Annotated in this window: 18 protein-coding genes; 16 read left to right on the top strand and 2 right to left on the bottom strand. The window is 33.2% G+C overall.

Features of this window, described 5'->3' with window-relative positions; translation table 11 throughout:
• Nucleotides 1–25: 25 nt before the first annotated feature.
• The 5 genes from radA (at nt 26) to BUR17_RS20100 (ending at nt 5,043) form a co-directional block, all read left to right on the top strand.
• Nucleotides 26–1,375, top strand: coding sequence for a DNA repair protein RadA (gene radA / locus BUR17_RS20120; protein ID WP_074232281.1), 1,350 nt, complete (start codon nt 26–28; stop codon nt 1,373–1,375).
• A gap of 72 nt (nt 1,376–1,447) precedes the next feature.
• Complete coding sequence (locus BUR17_RS20115) at nt 1,448–2,986, top strand: zinc-dependent metalloprotease (RefSeq protein ID WP_074232280.1); 1,539 nt, start codon at nt 1,448–1,450, stop codon at nt 2,984–2,986.
• A gap of 91 nt (nt 2,987–3,077) precedes the next feature.
• The gene (locus BUR17_RS20110; RefSeq protein ID WP_074232279.1) at nt 3,078–3,749 is read left to right on the top strand and encodes a class I SAM-dependent DNA methyltransferase; all 672 of its coding nucleotides are present in this window, start codon (nt 3,078–3,080) and stop codon (nt 3,747–3,749) included.
• Nucleotides 3,746–4,453: a VanW family protein gene (locus tag BUR17_RS20105; RefSeq protein WP_074232300.1), complete on the top strand. Its 708-nt coding sequence runs from the start codon at nt 3,746–3,748 to the stop codon at nt 4,451–4,453. Before BUR17_RS20110 ends, BUR17_RS20105 begins: the two co-directional genes overlap by 4 nt.
• A complete protein-coding gene (locus BUR17_RS20100) occupies nt 4,450–5,043 on the top strand; it encodes an acyl carrier protein phosphodiesterase (RefSeq protein WP_074232278.1) in 594 nt (197 codons plus the stop codon). Before BUR17_RS20105 ends, BUR17_RS20100 begins: the two co-directional genes overlap by 4 nt.
• Nucleotides 5,044–5,046: 3 nt before the next feature.
• Here the strand turns inward: BUR17_RS20100 and BUR17_RS20095 are convergent, their stop codons facing one another.
• Nucleotides 5,047–5,547, bottom strand: a complete 501-nt coding sequence (locus BUR17_RS20095) for a DUF6702 family protein (protein ID WP_074232277.1) — start codon at nt 5,545–5,547, stop codon at nt 5,047–5,049.
• Nucleotides 5,548–5,625: 78 nt separating this feature from the next.
• Between BUR17_RS20095 and BUR17_RS20090 the strand changes: the two genes are divergently transcribed.
• A complete protein-coding gene (locus BUR17_RS20090) occupies nt 5,626–6,204 on the top strand; it encodes a HupE/UreJ family protein (protein ID WP_074232276.1) in 579 nt (192 codons plus the stop codon).
• Here the strand turns inward: BUR17_RS20090 and BUR17_RS20085 are convergent.
• Complete coding sequence (locus tag BUR17_RS20085; protein WP_074232275.1) at nt 6,184–7,569, bottom strand: MFS transporter; 1,386 nt, start codon at nt 7,567–7,569, stop codon at nt 6,184–6,186. The genes BUR17_RS20090 and BUR17_RS20085 overlap by 21 nt on opposite strands.
• 86 nt (nt 7,570–7,655) lie before the next feature.
• Between BUR17_RS20085 and BUR17_RS20080 the strand changes: the two genes are divergently transcribed.
• The 10 genes from BUR17_RS20080 (at nt 7,656) to BUR17_RS20035 (ending at nt 18,686) form a co-directional block, all read left to right on the top strand.
• Nucleotides 7,656–8,027, top strand: a complete 372-nt coding sequence (locus BUR17_RS20080; RefSeq protein WP_074232274.1) for a winged helix-turn-helix transcriptional regulator — start codon at nt 7,656–7,658, stop codon at nt 8,025–8,027.
• A gap of 11 nt (nt 8,028–8,038) precedes the next feature.
• Nucleotides 8,039–10,417, top strand: a complete 2,379-nt coding sequence (locus BUR17_RS20075) for a M1 family metallopeptidase (protein ID WP_074232273.1) — start codon at nt 8,039–8,041, stop codon at nt 10,415–10,417.
• Between the two features lie 60 nt (nt 10,418–10,477).
• Entirely contained in the window at nt 10,478–11,368 is an 891-nt protein-coding gene (locus tag BUR17_RS20070) for a hypothetical protein (protein WP_074232272.1), read from the top strand.
• Between the two features lie 150 nt (nt 11,369–11,518).
• Nucleotides 11,519–11,797, top strand: a complete 279-nt coding sequence (locus BUR17_RS20065; protein ID WP_066681821.1) for a co-chaperone GroES — start codon at nt 11,519–11,521, stop codon at nt 11,795–11,797.
• A gap of 108 nt (nt 11,798–11,905) precedes the next feature.
• Nucleotides 11,906–13,531, top strand: coding sequence for a chaperonin GroEL (gene groL / locus BUR17_RS20060; protein ID WP_074232271.1), 1,626 nt, complete (start codon nt 11,906–11,908; stop codon nt 13,529–13,531).
• 278 nt (nt 13,532–13,809) lie between these two features.
• Nucleotides 13,810–14,658, top strand: a complete 849-nt coding sequence (locus BUR17_RS20055; protein ID WP_074232270.1) for a CPBP family intramembrane glutamic endopeptidase — start codon at nt 13,810–13,812, stop codon at nt 14,656–14,658.
• 170 nt (nt 14,659–14,828) lie between these two features.
• A complete protein-coding gene (locus BUR17_RS20050) occupies nt 14,829–15,215 on the top strand; it encodes a hypothetical protein (protein ID WP_143747633.1) in 387 nt (128 codons plus the stop codon).
• A 112-nt stretch (nt 15,216–15,327) separates the two neighbouring features.
• Nucleotides 15,328–16,254 (top strand): Kelch repeat-containing protein, encoded by a 927-nt coding sequence (locus tag BUR17_RS20045; protein ID WP_143747632.1) that lies wholly within the window; start codon nt 15,328–15,330, stop codon nt 16,252–16,254.
• A gap of 354 nt (nt 16,255–16,608) precedes the next feature.
• The gene (locus BUR17_RS20040; RefSeq protein WP_074232267.1) at nt 16,609–17,199 is read left to right on the top strand and encodes a hypothetical protein; all 591 of its coding nucleotides are present in this window, start codon (nt 16,609–16,611) and stop codon (nt 17,197–17,199) included.
• Nucleotides 17,200–17,708: 509 nt separating this feature from the next.
• On the top strand, nt 17,709–18,686 hold the full coding sequence (locus tag BUR17_RS20035) for a phosphotransferase (RefSeq protein WP_074232266.1): 978 nt from the start codon (nt 17,709–17,711) through the stop codon (nt 18,684–18,686).
• Nucleotides 18,687–18,711: the final 25 nt, after the last annotated feature.

The raw sequence follows: 18,711 nt of genomic DNA, 5'->3' as shown, positions 1-18,711 counted from the left end.
CAAAAAAAATCTTGAACTTCGCAGTATGGCAAAACTTAAAACAGCATACTTCTGTCAAAACTGCGGATCACAGTATCCACAATGGACTGGGCAATGTAAAAACTGTCTGGAATGGAACACTTTGGTAGAAGAAATTGTAGAAAAAACATCTTCAAAAACACCTCCTTTCTCAAAAACAAAACAAAACGTCATCAACATCATTGAAGTTGAAGCCGTTGAAGAGCCTAGAATAAAAACACCTTCTGATGAACTGAACCGTGTTTTGGGAGGCGGAATTGTTTTAGGTTCTGTTACCTTGATTGGTGGTGAACCCGGAATTGGTAAATCCACTCTACTTCTTCAGCTTGCCTTAAAAATGAAGAAGAAAATTTTCTATGTTTCCGGTGAAGAAAGTGCGTCTCAAATTAAAATGAGAGCTGACCGTTTAGCCGATGTCAAAAATCCAAACTGTTTTCTATACACAGAAACTTCTTTAGAAAAAATTCTTCATGAGGCTAAAAAACTGGAGCCTGATTTCGTGATTATCGATTCTATTCAAACCTTACAGTCTCAATTGATAGAAAGTTCGCCCGGAACAGTTTCTCAGATTCGAGAATGTTCCAATGAGATTATTAAGTATGCTAAAGAAAATAATGTTCCTGTATTTTTGGTAGGTCACATCACAAAAGACGGACAAATTGCAGGACCAAAAGTTTTGGAGCACATGGTCGATGTTGTTTTAAACTTCGATGGTGATAGAAACCATCTTTTCAGGTTATTGAGAGCCAATAAAAACCGTTTCGGTTCCACCGCAGAAATCGGAATCTACGAAATGGTTTCCCAAGGTTTAAAAGAAATAAAAAATCCTTCCGAAATTTTAATTACCAAAAAATTTGAAGAGCTTTCCGGAAATTCTGTAGCGGTAACTTTAGAAGGAAACCGACCGATGCTTTTGGAAATTCAGGCATTGGTAAGTACCGCAGTTTATGGAACTCCGCAAAGAAGTTGCACCGGTTTTGATTCTAAAAGACTCAATATGTTGTTGGCTGTTCTTGAAAAAAGAGCTGGTTTTCAATTGGCTGCAAAAGATGTTTTCCTAAATATTACCGGGGGAATTAAGACTGATGATCCAGCTTTGGATTTAGCAGTTGTCGCATCGATTCTTTCCTCGAATGAAGATATTGCCATTTCTGAACACTTTTGTTTTGCAGGTGAGATTGGTTTGAGTGGAGAAATTCGTCCTGTAGCACAGGTTGAACAAAGAATTACTGAAGCTGAAAAATTAGGTTATGAGAAAATTTTCGTTTCTAATTTAAATAAAATTCCGAAGAGAAAATTTGGGATAAAGATTGAAGAAGTGAGTAAGGTTGAGGATTTTCATGAGCGTTTGTTTTAATGTTAAATAAATCTTAAAACTCCACTGGTTTTTATATATATTTGTTATCCAATAACATTAATAAAACCAAATATGAAAAACTTAGTTACATGTTTATTGCTATGTTTTGCTACAATTTTGTTTGCTCAAACCAAAATTTTTCAAAATCAAATCAGCGAAAACAACCTGAACGATTATCAGAAAATAAGTAAAAATCTTGCTTCTACCTATATTTCTACAAAATATTACTCGCAGTCATCTTTTGATTTGAAATCTGATCTTGAAATTCCTTTACCAAATAATAAAGTAATTAAAGCAAAATACTCAAAATCATTTTCGTACAGCAATAAAAGTACATCTTTTGTTTATTCTATTACAAACAAACCAGAAAGCGAGCTGGTTTTTTCAAAATATAATGATGCAATAACAGGAATGTATGCTTCAAGCTATGGGGAAAAAATTATTTTCCACCAAACTGGCCAAAATGTATTCGCTGTTTCTTTGGTAGGTGAATCGGAGCTCATCAATAGAGATTCTAAAAACGACTTCATTTTCAATGAATCTGAAATCAATCAAAAAGTAAATGCAAATATCTGTTTAGAATCTACACCCACTTGCCCAGCAACAACAATTGATGTTTTAGTTGTTTTTACTCCAGCAGCAAGAATTGCATGGGGAGGCATTGCGCAGAGCAATTCTTTTATTGCAACAGCTATTACAAATTTCAATACGTCGCTTATCAATTCAGGGATTCCCAATGTTACTATTAATTTAGTGTATTCGGGTGAAATTCCATACACAGAATCTGGAGATATCTACGTCGATTTGCCAAGATTCAGAAATAACAATGACGGATTTATGGATGATGTGCACACTTTGAGAACAACTTATGGTGCTGATCTGTGTGGACTTATTACTTCTACACCTACCAGTATATGTGGGTTAGGATATGTAAACACTAATCCTACAAATTATTCAAACACGACTGCATTTACTGTATCATTATTAAGCTGTGCTGTATCCAATTATACATTATCACATGAAATGGGTCATAATATGGGACTCAATCACGATTGGTATGTAGATCAAAGTACTACCCCTTGCAGTAACCTTCACGGTTATGTTAATCAAACTGCAGTTAATTTAGGAACCTCAAGTACATCATCCCAAAGATGGAGAACCATGATGGCTTATAACGACCAATGTTCTAGTGTAGGGATTAATTGTCCTAAAGCAAACCGATGGGCAAATCCTAATGTAAACTATAACTCTGAACCTACAGGAATAGCAATTGGAAACCCTAATCCTTCGAATGAAGCATTTGGGTTTGCACGTTTTGCATGCGTAGTTTCCCAGTTTATGCCAACTGCTAATTTGGGGACTTTTGAAATCAAAAATAAAGATGTAAAAGACTTTACCATCTATCCGAATCCTGCAAAAGATGAAATCAATATCTGGATTAAAAACGATGAAATTTACACTTTTAAAGTCATCAATGCTTTAGGACAAATTGTATTGACATCTGACAAAAAAAGCATTAATCTGAGAGGTTTACCTTCTGGAGAATACTTCCTGAGTGTCTATACCGATAAAAACTCTTTAGTGGAAAGTAAAAAATTTATTATTAAATAATTGCCAGTATAAAATTTTATAAATCCTCAGAATATTTTTCTGAGGATTTGTTTTTTTATCTAAATTCATCTCTCGAAGAATTAAATTTAAAATGATTAAAAATCAAATTCATCAATATTATAATAATCTTGCAAAAACCTATGATGAAAACAGGTTTGAAAACTCTTACGGAAAATATATTGATAGACAGGAAAGGTATTTTTTGAATTCCTTTTTTAAAAATAAAAACTATTCCAACGTTTTAGATTTAGGTTGCGGAACAGGAAGGTTATTAAATTTTGCAACACATGGCGTAGATTTCAGTCAGGAAATGCTGAATATTGCACAAATAAAATTTCCTCAAAAAATATTAAAGATTGGTGATATTTCAAGCATTCCTTTTGAAGAAAAATTTCATTGTATTTTTAGCTTTCATGTTATTATGCATCAAACCAAACAAGAAACAGAGAACTTCCTTAATGAATGTCACAAAAGATTAAATAATGAGGGAATTTTGATTTTTGATTTTCCAACTAAAGCAAGAAAGAAAACACCCTTAACTCAGGAAGATTGGCATGCTAATAATGCATTTAGCACAGATGAAATTTCAGAGTTATTAAAAAACAATTGGCAAATTATTGAAACAAAAGGTATTTTGTTTTTTCCTGTTCATAGAATTCCAAAAAGTTTCAGAAAAATGTTTTTACCTTTAGATATAATGATTTGCAGAACATTTCTGAAAAAATGGGCATCTTATCAAATTGTCGTTCTGAAAAAACAATGAAACAGTTTATAAAAGACTCACTTCCTTATCAATGGAAATTGCAATACCGATTATTGCAAAGATTTTTTCATGAACAAAAAAGCAATCATTTTTATTCTAAAATTTACAGCGAAAATGATATTGGAAATCACCAAACCGAGTTTAAACAAACCATCAGAAAAGGAGATTTTTATGAAAATAAAATTCACAATTTAAAAATCGCTTCTGAAAAAATAAACAACCTGATTATTCAGCCGAATGAAGTTTTTTCTTTTTGGAAAACCGTAGGAAAACCGAGCAAACAAAACAATTTTAAAGAAGGCAGAAATTTAATTAAAAATAATATTTCACAAGATTTTGGTGGTGGAATCTGTCAGTTTTCATCCATTTTATATTATTCAACCTTGCAATTCGGGTTAGAAATTTTAGAAAGACATCCTCATTCTGTGGATATTTATAAAGAAGACGAACGTTTCACGCCTTTAGGTTCAGATTCTACTGTGGTTTTTGGGTATAAAGATTTACAAATCAAGAATAATTTTCCGTTTCCTGTACAATTCAAATGTCGGGTACATGAAAATCAACTTTGTTTCACAATAATTTCTCAAAATGAAATAAAACTCAACACCATCAATTTCAAATACCATGAAATAGAAAATGGAGTTTGGGTAGAAACTTTAATTAATGACCGAAGTTTATTTAAAAATTTCTATATTCGTTTATGAACTTTCTCGCCCACTCTTTTCTTACTTTCAATGACGGACAAATTGTCGGGCAGTTTCTCGAAGATTTCATTCGAAACAAAGACCGATATTCATTTCCGAAAGACATTCAGGATGGCATTACTCTTCATCGCTCGATTGATACGTTTACCGATTCTCATCCAGCTATTCATGAGGCAAAAAAAGTTTTCAGTCCGCTCGTAAGGCTTTACGCAGGTGCTTTTGTAGATGTTTCGATGGATCATTTTCTGGCGACAGATCTCAGCTTAAATTCTTTAAAAGGCTGGAAAGAACATTCTTTAAAAGTCTACCGAGTTCTTAATGAAAATGAGCAATTTCTTTCAGAAAATTTTAAAAGAATGCTTACCAAAATGGAGCATGATGATTGGTTGTATAATTATCGTGAAGACTGGGGAATTAAATTCAGTATTCAGAATGTTTTGAATAAAGCAAAATATTTAGATAAAGATATTCCGGTTTTTCAGGCTTTTTTAGATAACAAAGAGATTTTACAGAAATGCTATCATGATTTCTTTCCTGACCTTTTAGCTCATGCAAAAGCAGAAAATACACGGCTACAACTTCAAAAATAAATTTTAAAATTGTTGAAATAAATATCGATTCGGATATGTCAGCTTTTCACTTTTACGGTTTCCATTGATGATGATATGAACGAGATTGATCTGATCATCAAATAAATTGTAAAGAAAACTCACAGCAGCTTCTACTTTTTTTGGATTCTCCACTTTTTCAGATTCCAAGTAAATATTTACCGATTCGCTGTCTTCTTCATAGCCGACGTAATTTATTTTTAAAAACTCATTATCTGTTTTCAGTTTAAAATATTCTGAACTGTAGATTTTTAAAGCTTCATTGATTTGAGCTTTATATTTTAAATCATTAAAATGAAAAGGCTTTCCGTATTTCTTGCTTAGACCATTTTCTAAATCGTCTAAGAAAAACCTTCCGGTAATTTCAAAAGTTTTTGATTTTGAATTGTAATTGATTTCTACCGAACCAACGTGATAAGGGTGTTTTACTTTGGTGAAAGAAAACAACAATAAAAGGGGCACTAAAAAAACAAAAACTTTTTTCATATTTATAAAAACTCATTAACCATTCAAATCTGTTCCGAAATTAATCATTATTTTCGTAAACCTAATATTCATACCATAATGCAAGACTTTTTATTTTATTTAAAACTCGGTTGGGAACACATTATTTCATTAGATGCGCTTGATCATCAGCTTTTTGTTTTGGCTTTAATTGCTGTTTACACCTTCAAAGAATGGAAAAAAATTCTGATCTTGGTAACTGCATTTACCATCGGACATTCGATAACATTGGCTTTAAGTATTCTCGATGTGGTAAGACTTCCTTCAGATTGGGTTGAATTTTTGATTCCTTTGACGATTGTTTTAACCGCTGCCGGAAATATTGTAATGAAAAATAAAAAACAGACTCAGAATAAAACCAACTATTATTTAGCATTATTTTTCGGGCTGATTCACGGGTTAGGATTTGCCAATACCGCAAGAGTGATGATCGCTAAAAGCCAGAGCATTGCCGTTCCGCTTTTAGGTTTTAATATTGGTTTGGAAGCTGGCCAAATTGTTATTGTTTTTGCTATTTTAATTTTGCTTTTCATTCTTTTAAACCTATTCAAGATCAACAAAAAAGACTGGATCCTTTTTGTATCATCGGGAGTTTTTGCACTGGCTTTAAAAATGACATTAGAAAGAGTTCCTTTTTAATCTAAAACCTGAAATTAAAAATATACTTATGGTAACCAACAGTAAAACGATCATTACTAAAGTTGCCATAAAGTAACCATCTTCAAAACTAAAATAAACCCTGCCAACCAAACTCACCCCAAATCCTATAGAGATTTGTTGTATCGTTAAATAAACTCCGCTTGCAAGGGAAGTAATTGAAACAGGTAATTTTCTCATTGCATTGGTAAACATAGATGGCAAAACGATTCCGCATCCTATTCCATAAAAGAATAAAACAATAGAAATAATTGGTAAGCTGATTACGGAAGTATTGATGGCATAAATATGACCTATAAGTCCTAATATCATAATTAGTAAACCGAAAACAATAAATTTCTCCTGATATTTATTTAAAAATCTAACGGATAATAAAGATGCTAAAACATAACCGATTCCTTGGCAAGCAAACAATAATCCTGTTTTTGTAGAGCTTAAATGATGGTGTTCTTCAAAAAAATTGGCATTCATGAAAAAATAAGAATCCTGAACTAAGTAATAAGTTACCGCTGCAAAAAGCGCTATTTTAAAACTCGGATATAAAAAAGGTTTCATGTTGATCAAAACTTCTTTTCCCTTTTTAAATTTATTTTTTTGATTTAAAATAAAAATAATCAAACCTGCTAAAGATGAAAGCAGTAACAGAATATTGCTTGTACTCAACCCTTCTTCTCCACCGATTACAATTTCATACATCAAAACAATCAGGAGAATAATCAATATTATTTGTGGAAAGATCTGGATAGATTCTTTTCGGTTAATCTCAACTTCTTTCAAATATTTATTCGCTAAAATAATGACCAAAATCGCAATCGGAATATTGATAAAGAAAACAAGTCGCCATGCATCAAAACTAAAATGAAGATCAGGGAGTATTCCACCTAAAACCTGCCCTATGACCGAGGCTATTCCTGCAATCGCACCGTAAATTCCAAGAGCTTTCACCCTTTCTTCTTCAATTGTAAAAACATTGGAAATTAAAGCAACACCTTGTGGAATCATAAAAGAAGCCGAGATCCCCTGGAAAAGCCGACTTACATTCAATGCTGTTGCAGAAGTAGAACTTCCACAAAAAAATGAGAACAACATAAAGCTGAACATGGAAACGATAAAAGTTTTCTTATGCCCATATTTGTTCCCTATTTTACTTCCCGTAATCAGAAAAGCACCGTAGCCGATAATATAAAAAACGATTATAAACTGCGTTTCGGAGGTACTTGCGTTAATAGAATTTTTAATAGATGGTATTGCAATATTAACAATGAAAAGATCCAAAACACATAAAAAAATCGACATCGAAATGACAATTAAACTCAGCCATTTGTTAAACTCTTGAAAATTTCTCATTTTTATTGATAATATTTTAACTTTACGGCATCAAAAGTAAGAACCTCAAATCCTGCTGTCAAGTAGGTAAGAAAAACATACTCAGTATGAATTTTAATACTAATTCTGATAATGAAAACGTTAGCTGTACAGAAAATTTTCTTTTTCTGGCAAATAATTGCTACGCAGAACACGCTTTGAAGATGATTAATGGAAAATGGAAGATTTCTCTGATAAAAATTATCGCTAATGAGTGTCCAAAAAGATTCGGAGTTCTGAAGCGGGAATTAGATAATTTAGCACAGGGAACATTAACCACGATTTTAAAGGAATTGGAAAACGACGGTCTTATTTTGAGAATTGCTTATGCTGAAATTCCTCCGAGAGTAGAATACAAATTAACAGAAAAAGGGATTGCCTTTTTGCCTATTATAAAATCAATGGAAGACTGGTGGTTAGCTTTTCCTGAAAACAATTAAAAATATTAGCTATGAAATTTAAAGTTGCTGCACTTTCAGTTCTATTTTATACCGGCGCTTTTGCTCAGAATATTCAAAATAATCCGGGAAGCAATCACGGAAACAGGTTTGAACAGTTGGGAACCATTCTTCCTACACCAAACGTTTACAGAACAGCTTCCGGAGCTCCAGGACAGGCTTATTGGCAAAACAGGGCAGATTACGACATCACCGCATATCTTGATGAAGATAAAAGAAATCTGAAAGGTTCTGAAACGGTTACTTATCATAATAATTCGCCCGACGATCTAGATTATATTTGGCTTCAGCTAGATGAAAACCAACAGTCAACATTAAATAAAGCTGATTATCAGTTCTCTTCTACCCTTCCAAAATCTTTAAATGACCAGCAATTAAAGACGACTGATCTTCCCGCAAAAGATAACGGTCTTGGCGTAAATTTGGAAAAAGTAACTGATATTTCAGGAAATCCGTTGAAATATACCGTCAACAAAACCATGATGCGTATTGATTTGCCTAAAGTTTTGAAAAAAGGCGAAAAATTCATTTTTAAAATTGATTGGAATTATAATATTCCGAACAGAATAAAAATGGGTGGTCGTGGCGGTTACGAAAATTTCGCAGAAGACGGAAATGATCTGTACACCATTACCCAATGGTTCCCGAGAATGTGCGTTTATAGTGATTTTCACGGATGGCAAAATCATCAGTTCACAGGAAGAGGTGAATTTGCTTTAGTTTTTGGAAATTATAAAGTTTCGATGAACGTTCCTGCCGATCATATTATTGGTGGAACCGGGGAGTGTAAAAATTACGAACAAGTTCTTTCATCAGAACAATTATCAAGATATAAAAAGTCTCAGACTTCAAACGAACCTGTAGAAATTGTGACTTTGGATGAAGCTAAAAAAGCAGAGAAAAATCATTCAAAACAAAGAAAAACTTGGTTTTTTGAAGCAAAGGATGTAAGAGATTTTGCCTGGACTTCTTCAAGAAAATTTATTTGGGATGCCATGGGCGTTACCATTCCTGAAAACAACAATAAAGTAATGGCGATGAGTTTCTACCCTAAAGAAGCTTATGGTCTGTACAGAAAATATTCAACAAAAGCTGTTGCTCATACGATTAAAACGTATTCAGAATTTACAATTCCGTATCCTTATCCGGTTGCTCAATCTGTGGAAGCTTCGAACGGTATGGAATATCCGATGATCTGTTTCAACTTTGGAAGAACCGAAAAAGACGGAACTTATTCTGAAGGCACTAAAAATGGAATGATTGGTGTAATTATTCATGAAGTGGGGCATAACTTTTTCCCGATGATCATCAATTCAGACGAAAGACAATGGAGCTGGATGGATGAAGGTTTAAATACTTTCACAGAATATTTAACGGAAGAAAAATGGGACAATAAATTCCCTTCAAAACGTGGTCCGGCTTGGACGATTGTTGATTACATGAAGCTTCCGAAAGATCAGCTTGAACCAATTATGAGTAATTCTGAAAATATTATTCAGTTTGGTCCGAATGCCTATTCAAAACCTGCGACAGGATTGAATATTCTTCGTGAAACCATTATGGGAAGAGAGCTTTTCGACAAAGCTTTTAAAACTTATTCTAAAAGATGGGCTTTCAAACATCCTGAACCTGCAGATTTTTTCAGAACAATGGAAGATGCAAGCGGTGAAGACTTAGATTGGTTCTGGAGAGGTTGGTTTTACGGAACAGATCCTGTAGATATTGCGATCGATAAAGTAACCATAGCAAGTCCGGATTTTAATACAATTTCAGAATCTGTTGAAGGAAAATATAAAGTAGAAGAACCACTACAAAATCCTTTTGAAGATATTTCAAAGATCCGAAACAGAGAAGATATGACCATTAATTTTGAAGTGGAAAAAGACAAAGACCTTCAGGATTTTTATTATCGCTATGACCGTGGTCAGGAAAAAGTAGATACCAATAAAGAATACACTTTAAAAACAGAAGGAAATATCGCTTTAGACAAAAAAGAACAGGAAAAGCTTAAAAACATCAATGCTTATCAAATTGACTTTGTAAATAAAGGAGGTTTGGTAATGCCGGTTATTCTTGAATTTACCTTTGAAGACGGTTCAAAATTAAGAGATAAATCGTCGGCTCAAATCTGGAGACACAATGAAAAGAAAATTTCGAAGACCTTTTATTTTGACAAAAAATTAAAATCAATTCAGCTAGATCCAATGAGAGAAACTGCAGATATTGATACTTCAAACAATTTCTGGAGCAATGACGGCAGTTCTTCTGAAACTTCAAAATTCCATGTTTTCAAGGAAAAACAAAATGGAACTGTGAGAGGAGGCGCCAATGGAAAGGTCAATCCGATGCAGGCTGCAGGAAAGAAAAATTAAACCTTACTATTTTTAAAAATTCAGATTTCAATATTTAAAAATAAAAACTAATCATTTTATATGAAAAAGCTCAATATTCTTCTGTTGCTTATCGCATCAGCACAATTTTATTTTGCGCAATCTTTACAGTTTTATACTGGAAAAAGAGATTTTTTACCCATAGAAATTCTTATGGAAGACGGGTCAACAAAAATCGGATTTGCACAAGATTTTATGCTTCCTGATGTTGCAACTTTCTCATATATTGGTAAAAGTTCTGAAAAAAGCGCCAATCTGCATAGAAAAGAGGTAAAATTTAAATCTTCAAAAAGTGATACAGCCGTACAGCTTATTCCTGTTTCGGATATTAAAAGTTTGATTTATACCAATGAAGATACTCAGGAAAAATTTCAGCTCGACAAACGAATTGTTAAAGAAATAGATAACAATCTAGAACTGGAATCCGAAGGAAGAGTTTTGATGTTACCTTTGATGGAAAAAGGAGAAATTAATCTTTATGGCTACAGAAGTATGGTTTGTAAGGCTGATTTTGGAAGCAATAATGCAGCAGGATTTAATGGGAACGAAGATAACTGCCAATTGATATATGTGATGATTTACATAAGCAAACCCAACGAAACCGTTGCAATAGCTCCAGTAGATTACAGCTCTTTGAGTCCTGTGGATTTGTTTAATATGAAGAAACTTTACAAAAAGTTCTACAAAGCCTACGAAATTGTGGGGGCAGACTGCCCCGAGTTCCTGAAAAAAGTAGATGAAGCCAGAAAGAATGAATATTTTTCTAACAAAACTTTTAAAGAAAACAAAAAAGAATCTGACATTGAAAGAAAAGCTCAGATTAAAGGAAAAAAAGGAGCAGAAGCCTCAAGAATAAATATGAAATACAAAACAGAACTGTATACAAATATGTACAAGAAGCTATTACAAGATTATGATCAATCTTGTAAATAAAGACTTACTAAAGTTCATTGTAACCAATGAACTTTTTTTCTGCCAAAATTTCACAATCCGTCTCAAAAGTCTGCCAAAATTTTAAAAACCTCCTCTTGGCATACAATTAGACAATTACAACACAGAAATAATTAAAAAATAAAATATATTATGTCAGTAAACTTTAAACCATTAGCAGACAGAGTTTTGATCGAGCCGATCGCTGCAGAAACTAAAACAGCTTCAGGTATTATTATTCCAGACACCGCAAAAGAGAAACCTCAAGAAGGTACTGTAGTAGCAGTAGGTCCTGGTAAAAAAGATGAGCCTACAACTGTACAAGTAGGTGACAAAGTTCTTTATGGAAAATATTCAGGTTCTGAATTAAAATTAGACGGAAAAGATTTCTTAATCGTTAAGGAAGCTGATCTATTAGGAATTATCGGATAAGATTCCAGATAAAAGACATCAGATTTCAGATTTAAACTGAACAAAAACTAATTTAAAATAATGCTTGGCGTCTAACATCTGACGTCTAACATCTAATATCTAAACAACATGGCAAAAGAAATAAAATTCGATATCGAGTCAAGAGACGCTCTAAAAAGAGGGGTTGATGCATTGGCTAATGCAGTAAAAGTAACTTTAGGACCAAAAGGTAGAAACGTAGTAATCGAAAAATCTTTCGGTGCACCTCACGTTACTAAAGACGGTGTTTCTGTAGCAAAAGAAATCGAACTTGAAGACAGAGTAGAAAATATGGGAGCGCAAATGGTAAAAGAAGTTGCTTCCAAAACCAATGATATCGCAGGAGACGGTACTACTACCGCTACTGTTTTGGCACAAGCTATCGTAAGAGAAGGTCTTAAGAACGTAGCTGCAGGTGCAAACCCAATGGATTTGAAAAGAGGAATCGACAAAGCAGTAACTGCAGTTGTTGAAAACCTAAAATCTCAATCTAAAACAGTTGGTGATTCTACAGAAATGGTGAAGCAAGTTGCTTCAGTTTCTGCTAACAACGACGAAACAATCGGTGCATTGATCGCTGAAGCTTTCGGAAAAGTTGGTAAAGAAGGAGTTATCACAGTAGAAGAAGCTAAAGGTATCGATACAACAGTTGACGTTGTAGAAGGTATGCAGTTCGACAGAGGTTACCAGTCGCCATATTTCGTGACCAACCCTGAGAAAATGTTGGTTGAACTAGAAAATCCTTACATCCTTTTAGTGGAGAAAAAGATCTCTTCAATGAAAGAATTGCTTCCGGTTCTTGAGCCGATCGCTCAAGGAGGTAAATCTTTATTAATTGTTTCTGAAGAAGTTGAAGGTGAAGCTTTGGCAACTTTAGTGGTAAACAAATTGAGAGGTTCTCTTAAAATTGCTGCTGTAAAAGCTCCAGGATTTGGTGACAGAAGAAAAGCAATGTTAGAAGATATCGCGATCCTTACAGGAGGAACAGTGATCTCTGAAGAGCAAGGTTTCACAATGGAAAACATTACCATTGATATGTTGGGAACTGCTGAGAAAGTATCTATCGACAAAGACAACACAACAGTTGTAAACGGTGGTGGTGAAGAAAGCAAGATCAAAGGAAGAGTTGCTCAGATCAAAGCTCAGATGGAAACGACTACTTCTGACTACGACAGAGAAAAACTACAGGAGAGATTGGCTAAATTAGCTGGTGGTGTTGCCGTACTTTACGTAGGTGCAGCTTCTGAAGTTGAAATGAAAGAGAAAAAAGACAGAGTTGATGATGCACTTCACGCTACAAGAGCAGCAGTTGAAGAAGGTATCGTTGCGGGTGGTGGTGTTGCTTTTGTAAGAGCGATCTCTGCTTTAAAAGATCTTCAAGGGATCAATGCTGACGAAACTACAGGGATCAAAATTGTAAAAAGAGCAATCGAAGAACCATTGAGACAAATCGTTGCTAACGCAGGAGGTGAAGGTTCTGTAATCGTAGCTAAAGTTGCTGAAGGCAGCGGAGACTTCGGTTACAACGCTAAAACTGACGAGTATGTAAACATGCTTGAAGCAGGTATCATCGACCCTACAAAAGTAACAAGAGTTGCCCTTGAAAATGCAGCTTCTGTTTCTGGAATGCTATTGACAACTGAATGTGTGATCACTGAAGTGAAAAGCGCAGAACCAGCGATGCCAATGGGAGGTGGAATGCCAGGAATGATGTAACGGTCGGCGACCGAGGCAAATATATATAAACCGTTCAGATTTTTCTGAGCGGTTTTTTTTGAAATTAGAATGTACAGCAAAAAATATTTTTGATGATTTAATTTAATATCTTTGAAATACATCAAACAAAACAAACTTTCGCCCACCTACTTAATTTTGGATGGATATGTGATAGTTTGTTTCGCATATATACAAGTTAGCGATCAGCTTAAAAAAAAACAGAAAATTTAAATCTATTTTTCTTGTAACAATTTCCCATTCTTTTCGTCAAATCAATCATGAATCAATCAATCAAAAAAATTTTGTATTTCCCAATTACAAAAATAATTTTGGGAATAACTGTTTGCTTTTCTCTTTTTGTAGGAATACAAAATTTTGTATCGAAACCACTATTTTATAGTATAATCGAAGACAAAAACATTGCCGACCCTTTAATCCATCTGGTTTCTTTTTTGGTGTTACTTTCAAGTTACTATTTTTTATTTCGCTGGTATGAAAAACGAGAAATTAAAGAACTTTCAATAAAATACTTACCTAAAGAAATGTTTGGTGGATTTGTAATTGGATTTTCTGCAATTTCATTATCTATTTTTATATTATATCTGTTGGGATATTATCATATTATTAACATACTTACAGATGATTATTCCCTTGAATTATTCATGACACTGGTTGTTGCAGCTCTAATTGAAGATCTTTTTACAAGAGCTTTAATATTACGCGAATTAGAAAACTGGTTAGGAACTAACATTGCAATTCTAATAATAATGGTAATTGAAACTTACCATATTTTTAATCCGAACACAACTTTGTTTAGCTTTTTTGTATCACTGTGTTGGGGATTTACAATGTCAATGCTTTTTGTATATACTAAAAGAGTATGGCTGCCTTTTTTCTTTCATTTAGGTTGGAATTTTGCACAACCTTTTTATGGTTCAAACCTTACAGGACTAGATGATATGGGCAAAATTATTCATTCCAAATTTGAAGGTCCAGTTTTGTTTACAGGCGGAGGAATTGGAATTGAAGATTCTATTATAACTGTATTTATTTTGTTTTCAATAGGTGTTTTTTTATATCATCGTTCTAATAAAGAAGGTAAAATAATCAAAAGAAAAAAAAATTAAGTTATGAATTTAAAAAATGAGTTTTTTAAAAGTTGATAAATATTTCCCCGCTCCTCTAAGTCTCCTGACTTTAAGGCAGTGTTAAAAACAAATTTCATCTTATGACCAAACAAATTCTTTCAACCTTAATTTTATCTCTCTTCCTAACCAATTGCAAAAACCCAAAAACCATGAAATACAAAGTCGGTCAAGAGTGGAATTATAAAACTCGCAAAGGAGAAGAAAACTCTACTTTGAAAATATTAAAAATAGAAGAATATCCAAAACATGGAAAGGTTATTCATATCTCAATTAGTGGATTGAAGGTGGGAAACCCTAATGTAGAGAAAGGTTTTGCAAAGGAATTCACACACATTCCAATTACTGAGGAGGCATTAGATCAAAGTGTTACTGAATTAGTAAACGAAAAAGTTAAACTTCAAAAAAACATTGACGGCTACGAGTACTGGAAAAAAGAATTTGATCAAGGAATTGCCGGAGTATTTTCAATCTCAGTATCCGAAATTGTAGATACGATGGAAGAAGGAATTATCTCAGGAAATGGTGTTATTGAATAGATTATATTATTTTAATGTCTTCGATATCGCAGATTTATAATCCGTGACTTTTCCCTATATTTAAATCATATTTTTCTACACAGAAAATCAATTAAACCAAACCTCGACGTCATTGAAAACAAAATTATTACTATTTTCAATTTTCGGCTTATTCTTTGCGAATGCACAAACCCTAAATTTTAAACATCTTTCGGATATGTCGATGAGAAGAGGAGCGATAAGCAGTACCATTGTTGATGATAACATTTATGTGAGCAATGGGTATAAAGATACGGATGGTAATGCCACTATTATTGAGAAATACAGTATTAAAAATAACCGTTGGAGTGTAATCAATTCTACTTTGGTTCCTAAAAGATTCGCCAATTCGGAGACTTACGGTAACAAAATTTATATTTTTAACGGTTGGGGAAACAGCAATCTTGAAATTATAGACCTTGAAACTCATAAGAAAACGAAGGGAGCTGTTAATCATGCCTACACAGGAAATGCAGGTTCTGCCATCCATAACGGAAAAATATATACGTTCGGAGGAAGTGGGCTAAACAATGCCGCCACCACAGTATTTTCTGATAGATTCCAATATTACGACATCGCTTCAGACACATGGCATCCGTTGCCGAATATGCCAACAGCCAGAGAAGCAAGGGGCAAAATTGTGAATGATAAGCTTTATGTCATTGGTGGTTTTAACGGTACTTCATCCCGTCTGGTGAACGTGTACGATCTCAACAAAAATCTTTGGACTGAACAACATACGATGCCTGCTGCAATATCCGGTCATTCATTAGCGGTGTCCGGTAATAAGATCTTTATTGCAGGCGGTTATAACAATCAAAATTTTCTGGCCTATTTTGATACAGAAACCAATAAATTACATAAGTTATCATCCAATATGATTCCCAGAAGACATGCTGCTGCGGAAATATATAACAATAAATTATACATCATGGGTGGAAGTACAACATCCTCAACCAAATCAGCGATTAAAAGCATTCAGGTTGCGGATATTAGCGAAGAAGCACTTTCCGCTAAATAAACGAATAAAAATGTATCCGCTGTCGCAGATTTGCAATCCGTTACTTTTAATATAAAACTTTTTATTTAACCACAAAAGAGGCAAAAGATCTAGATATTTTCTATTTAAAGTTAATGAGTACAAAGAAAAAAGCATACAAAAACCTTTAAAAATCTTTGATTTTTTATTCTTTTGAGAACTTTGATTATCTAATAATAGCTTTGAGATTGTCTTTTGTTCCTTTTGTGGTTAAATTTCAAATTAGTTTAAACAGCCTTATAAAGTAGAAATTATAGATCTACGCTATCCAAAATATTATAAACCCTTCTAATTTCCAGAACGGTTTTTTATTAATTTTACAGTCAACAATAAATTATGGGTTATATAGAAACGAAAATTGATGAAGCCTTCATTACTACTTTCCTGCTACCGAGAGAAAAGGTAGTAATAGATTTTTTAATGAATGTTTTGAGTTCGCAATATCAATTCAGAGAAGATGATAGAAAGATAGAAGTGATCAGTGTGTATTATTACGCTGCCAATCCTTTGGCATTTTTATTTGCTTTGCCCAATTATGAATATTACGCTCCGGATAAAACCACTCAGATTGCAGAATTGCATTTGAAAGATCATGCTTTGGAAGACTACTCCTATTTTGACGTTCAGGAATTGTGTAAAACGGTTTTGAATGAAAATAACATCGATTATTCAGCCTATCTCAATGATGAAAATCATTTGGATTTTGCCAATTATTGGGAAAATCAAAACGGATTGGAAATTGATTTCATTAAAAACTGCTGGAAAAACGCTAAAGAAAATACCCGTTCAAAAATGATTGGATTCTTAGAATCATCAGACAATTCAGCCGGAATATTTGATTTAGATAATGGTTTTGAACTTCCATTTGAAATAGAAATTGATGAGTATTTACAATCCAGAGGTTTTCTCATTAATAAAGAAATTTAACTTGATAAAAATAATTTCCTATTATAAACTTGTGATAACTTTTTATTTAACCACAAAAGAGACAAAAGATTTAGATATTTCTATTTAAAGTTAATGAGTACAAAGAAAAAAGAACACAAAAACCTTTAAAAATCTTTGATTTTTTATTCTTTTGAGAACTTTGATTATCTAATAATAGCTTTGAGATTGTCTTTTGTTACTTTTGCGGTTAAATCTAAAATTAGTTCAAACAGGCTTTATAGCAACGTAGAGTAATATTATTCCGTTATAAAACAATATTCTTGTGACCTAAAGTAGTATTCTTGCAACATTGTTTTATATTGGCACAATACAATTTTATATTATAGCAACTTAGAGGAATATTCTTTCATTGCAAAACAATATTCTTCCCAGGCTCTGGCTTGTAACCAATTAACATCTTTCGAAACTTACTTCAAAACAGAACTGTTTTGAAGTAAAAAAATAAACGAATAGTGAGATTTTTGACAATCTTAAAATACAAATAAAAAATGTCTACTTTTCCAGCAATAGCTTCCATATTATCAGCAACAGCATTAGCTGAATTTATAAAATCAAGATACAGTTTAGGAGAAAATGTTGATTGTAAATTGTTCAGAACAGGCGTTAATCATACTTATTTTATTTCTGATAATGAAACTAAATTTGTTGCCCGCGTTTACTGTCTTCATTGGAGAACGAAATCTGAAATTCAGGAAGAATTAGAACTTTTACTTTTACTAAAAGATAATGACCTTGCGGTATCATATCCAATTTCGGATGAAGAAGGCAACTTTATCCAGGAAATCAATGCTCCGGAAGGCTTACGCTATACTGTACTTTTTACTTTTGCAGAAGGCAAAAAAATGCGATTCATGAACACTGGATCCTGTTTTGCGGTTGGTTCTTTAATGGCAAAAATTCACACTATTACAGAGGGCAAAAAAATCAATAGAGTACATTATAATTCTGATGTTCTTTTACATCAGGCTTATCATCAGATGACCTCTTTTTTTTCTGAAGATTTGGAAGAGATGCAATATCTCAAGAAAATCGGAAATCAAATATCAAACAGTTTCAAAGAAGTCGATTGGTCAGAAGATCAGCAAGGCATCGTTCATCTTGATATTTGGTATGATAACCTAAGTGTAAATAATGAAAATGAGATCACCATCTTCGATTTTGATAATTGTGGAAATGGGGCTCTTATTTTAGATGTAGCTTATTTTTGTAAACAGCTATTTTTTATTGAATCAGACAAAAAAGAATATGAACTTAAAGTTCAAAGCTTTCTAGACGGCTATCAAAAAACAAGAAATTTATCTGATCAAGAAATTAAATTAATCCCTGAAGCCGGAGCCTCAATATTTATGTTTTATCTTGGTGTTCAGGCACAAAGATTTGATTGGTCTAACATATTTTTCACAGAAAATTATCTTAAAATGTTTGTTGGAAGAATAAAAAACTGGATGGATCATCATAAACCGTAAGATTAGTTTTAACATCCCTGCTTCC

The sequence above is a fragment of the Chryseobacterium scophthalmum genome (assembly GCF_900143185.1).
Lineage (GTDB): Bacteria > Bacteroidota > Bacteroidia > Flavobacteriales > Weeksellaceae > Chryseobacterium > Chryseobacterium scophthalmum.
The sequence above is the reverse complement of the archived record's forward strand: the minus strand, read 5'-3'. Positions and strand labels throughout refer to the sequence as shown.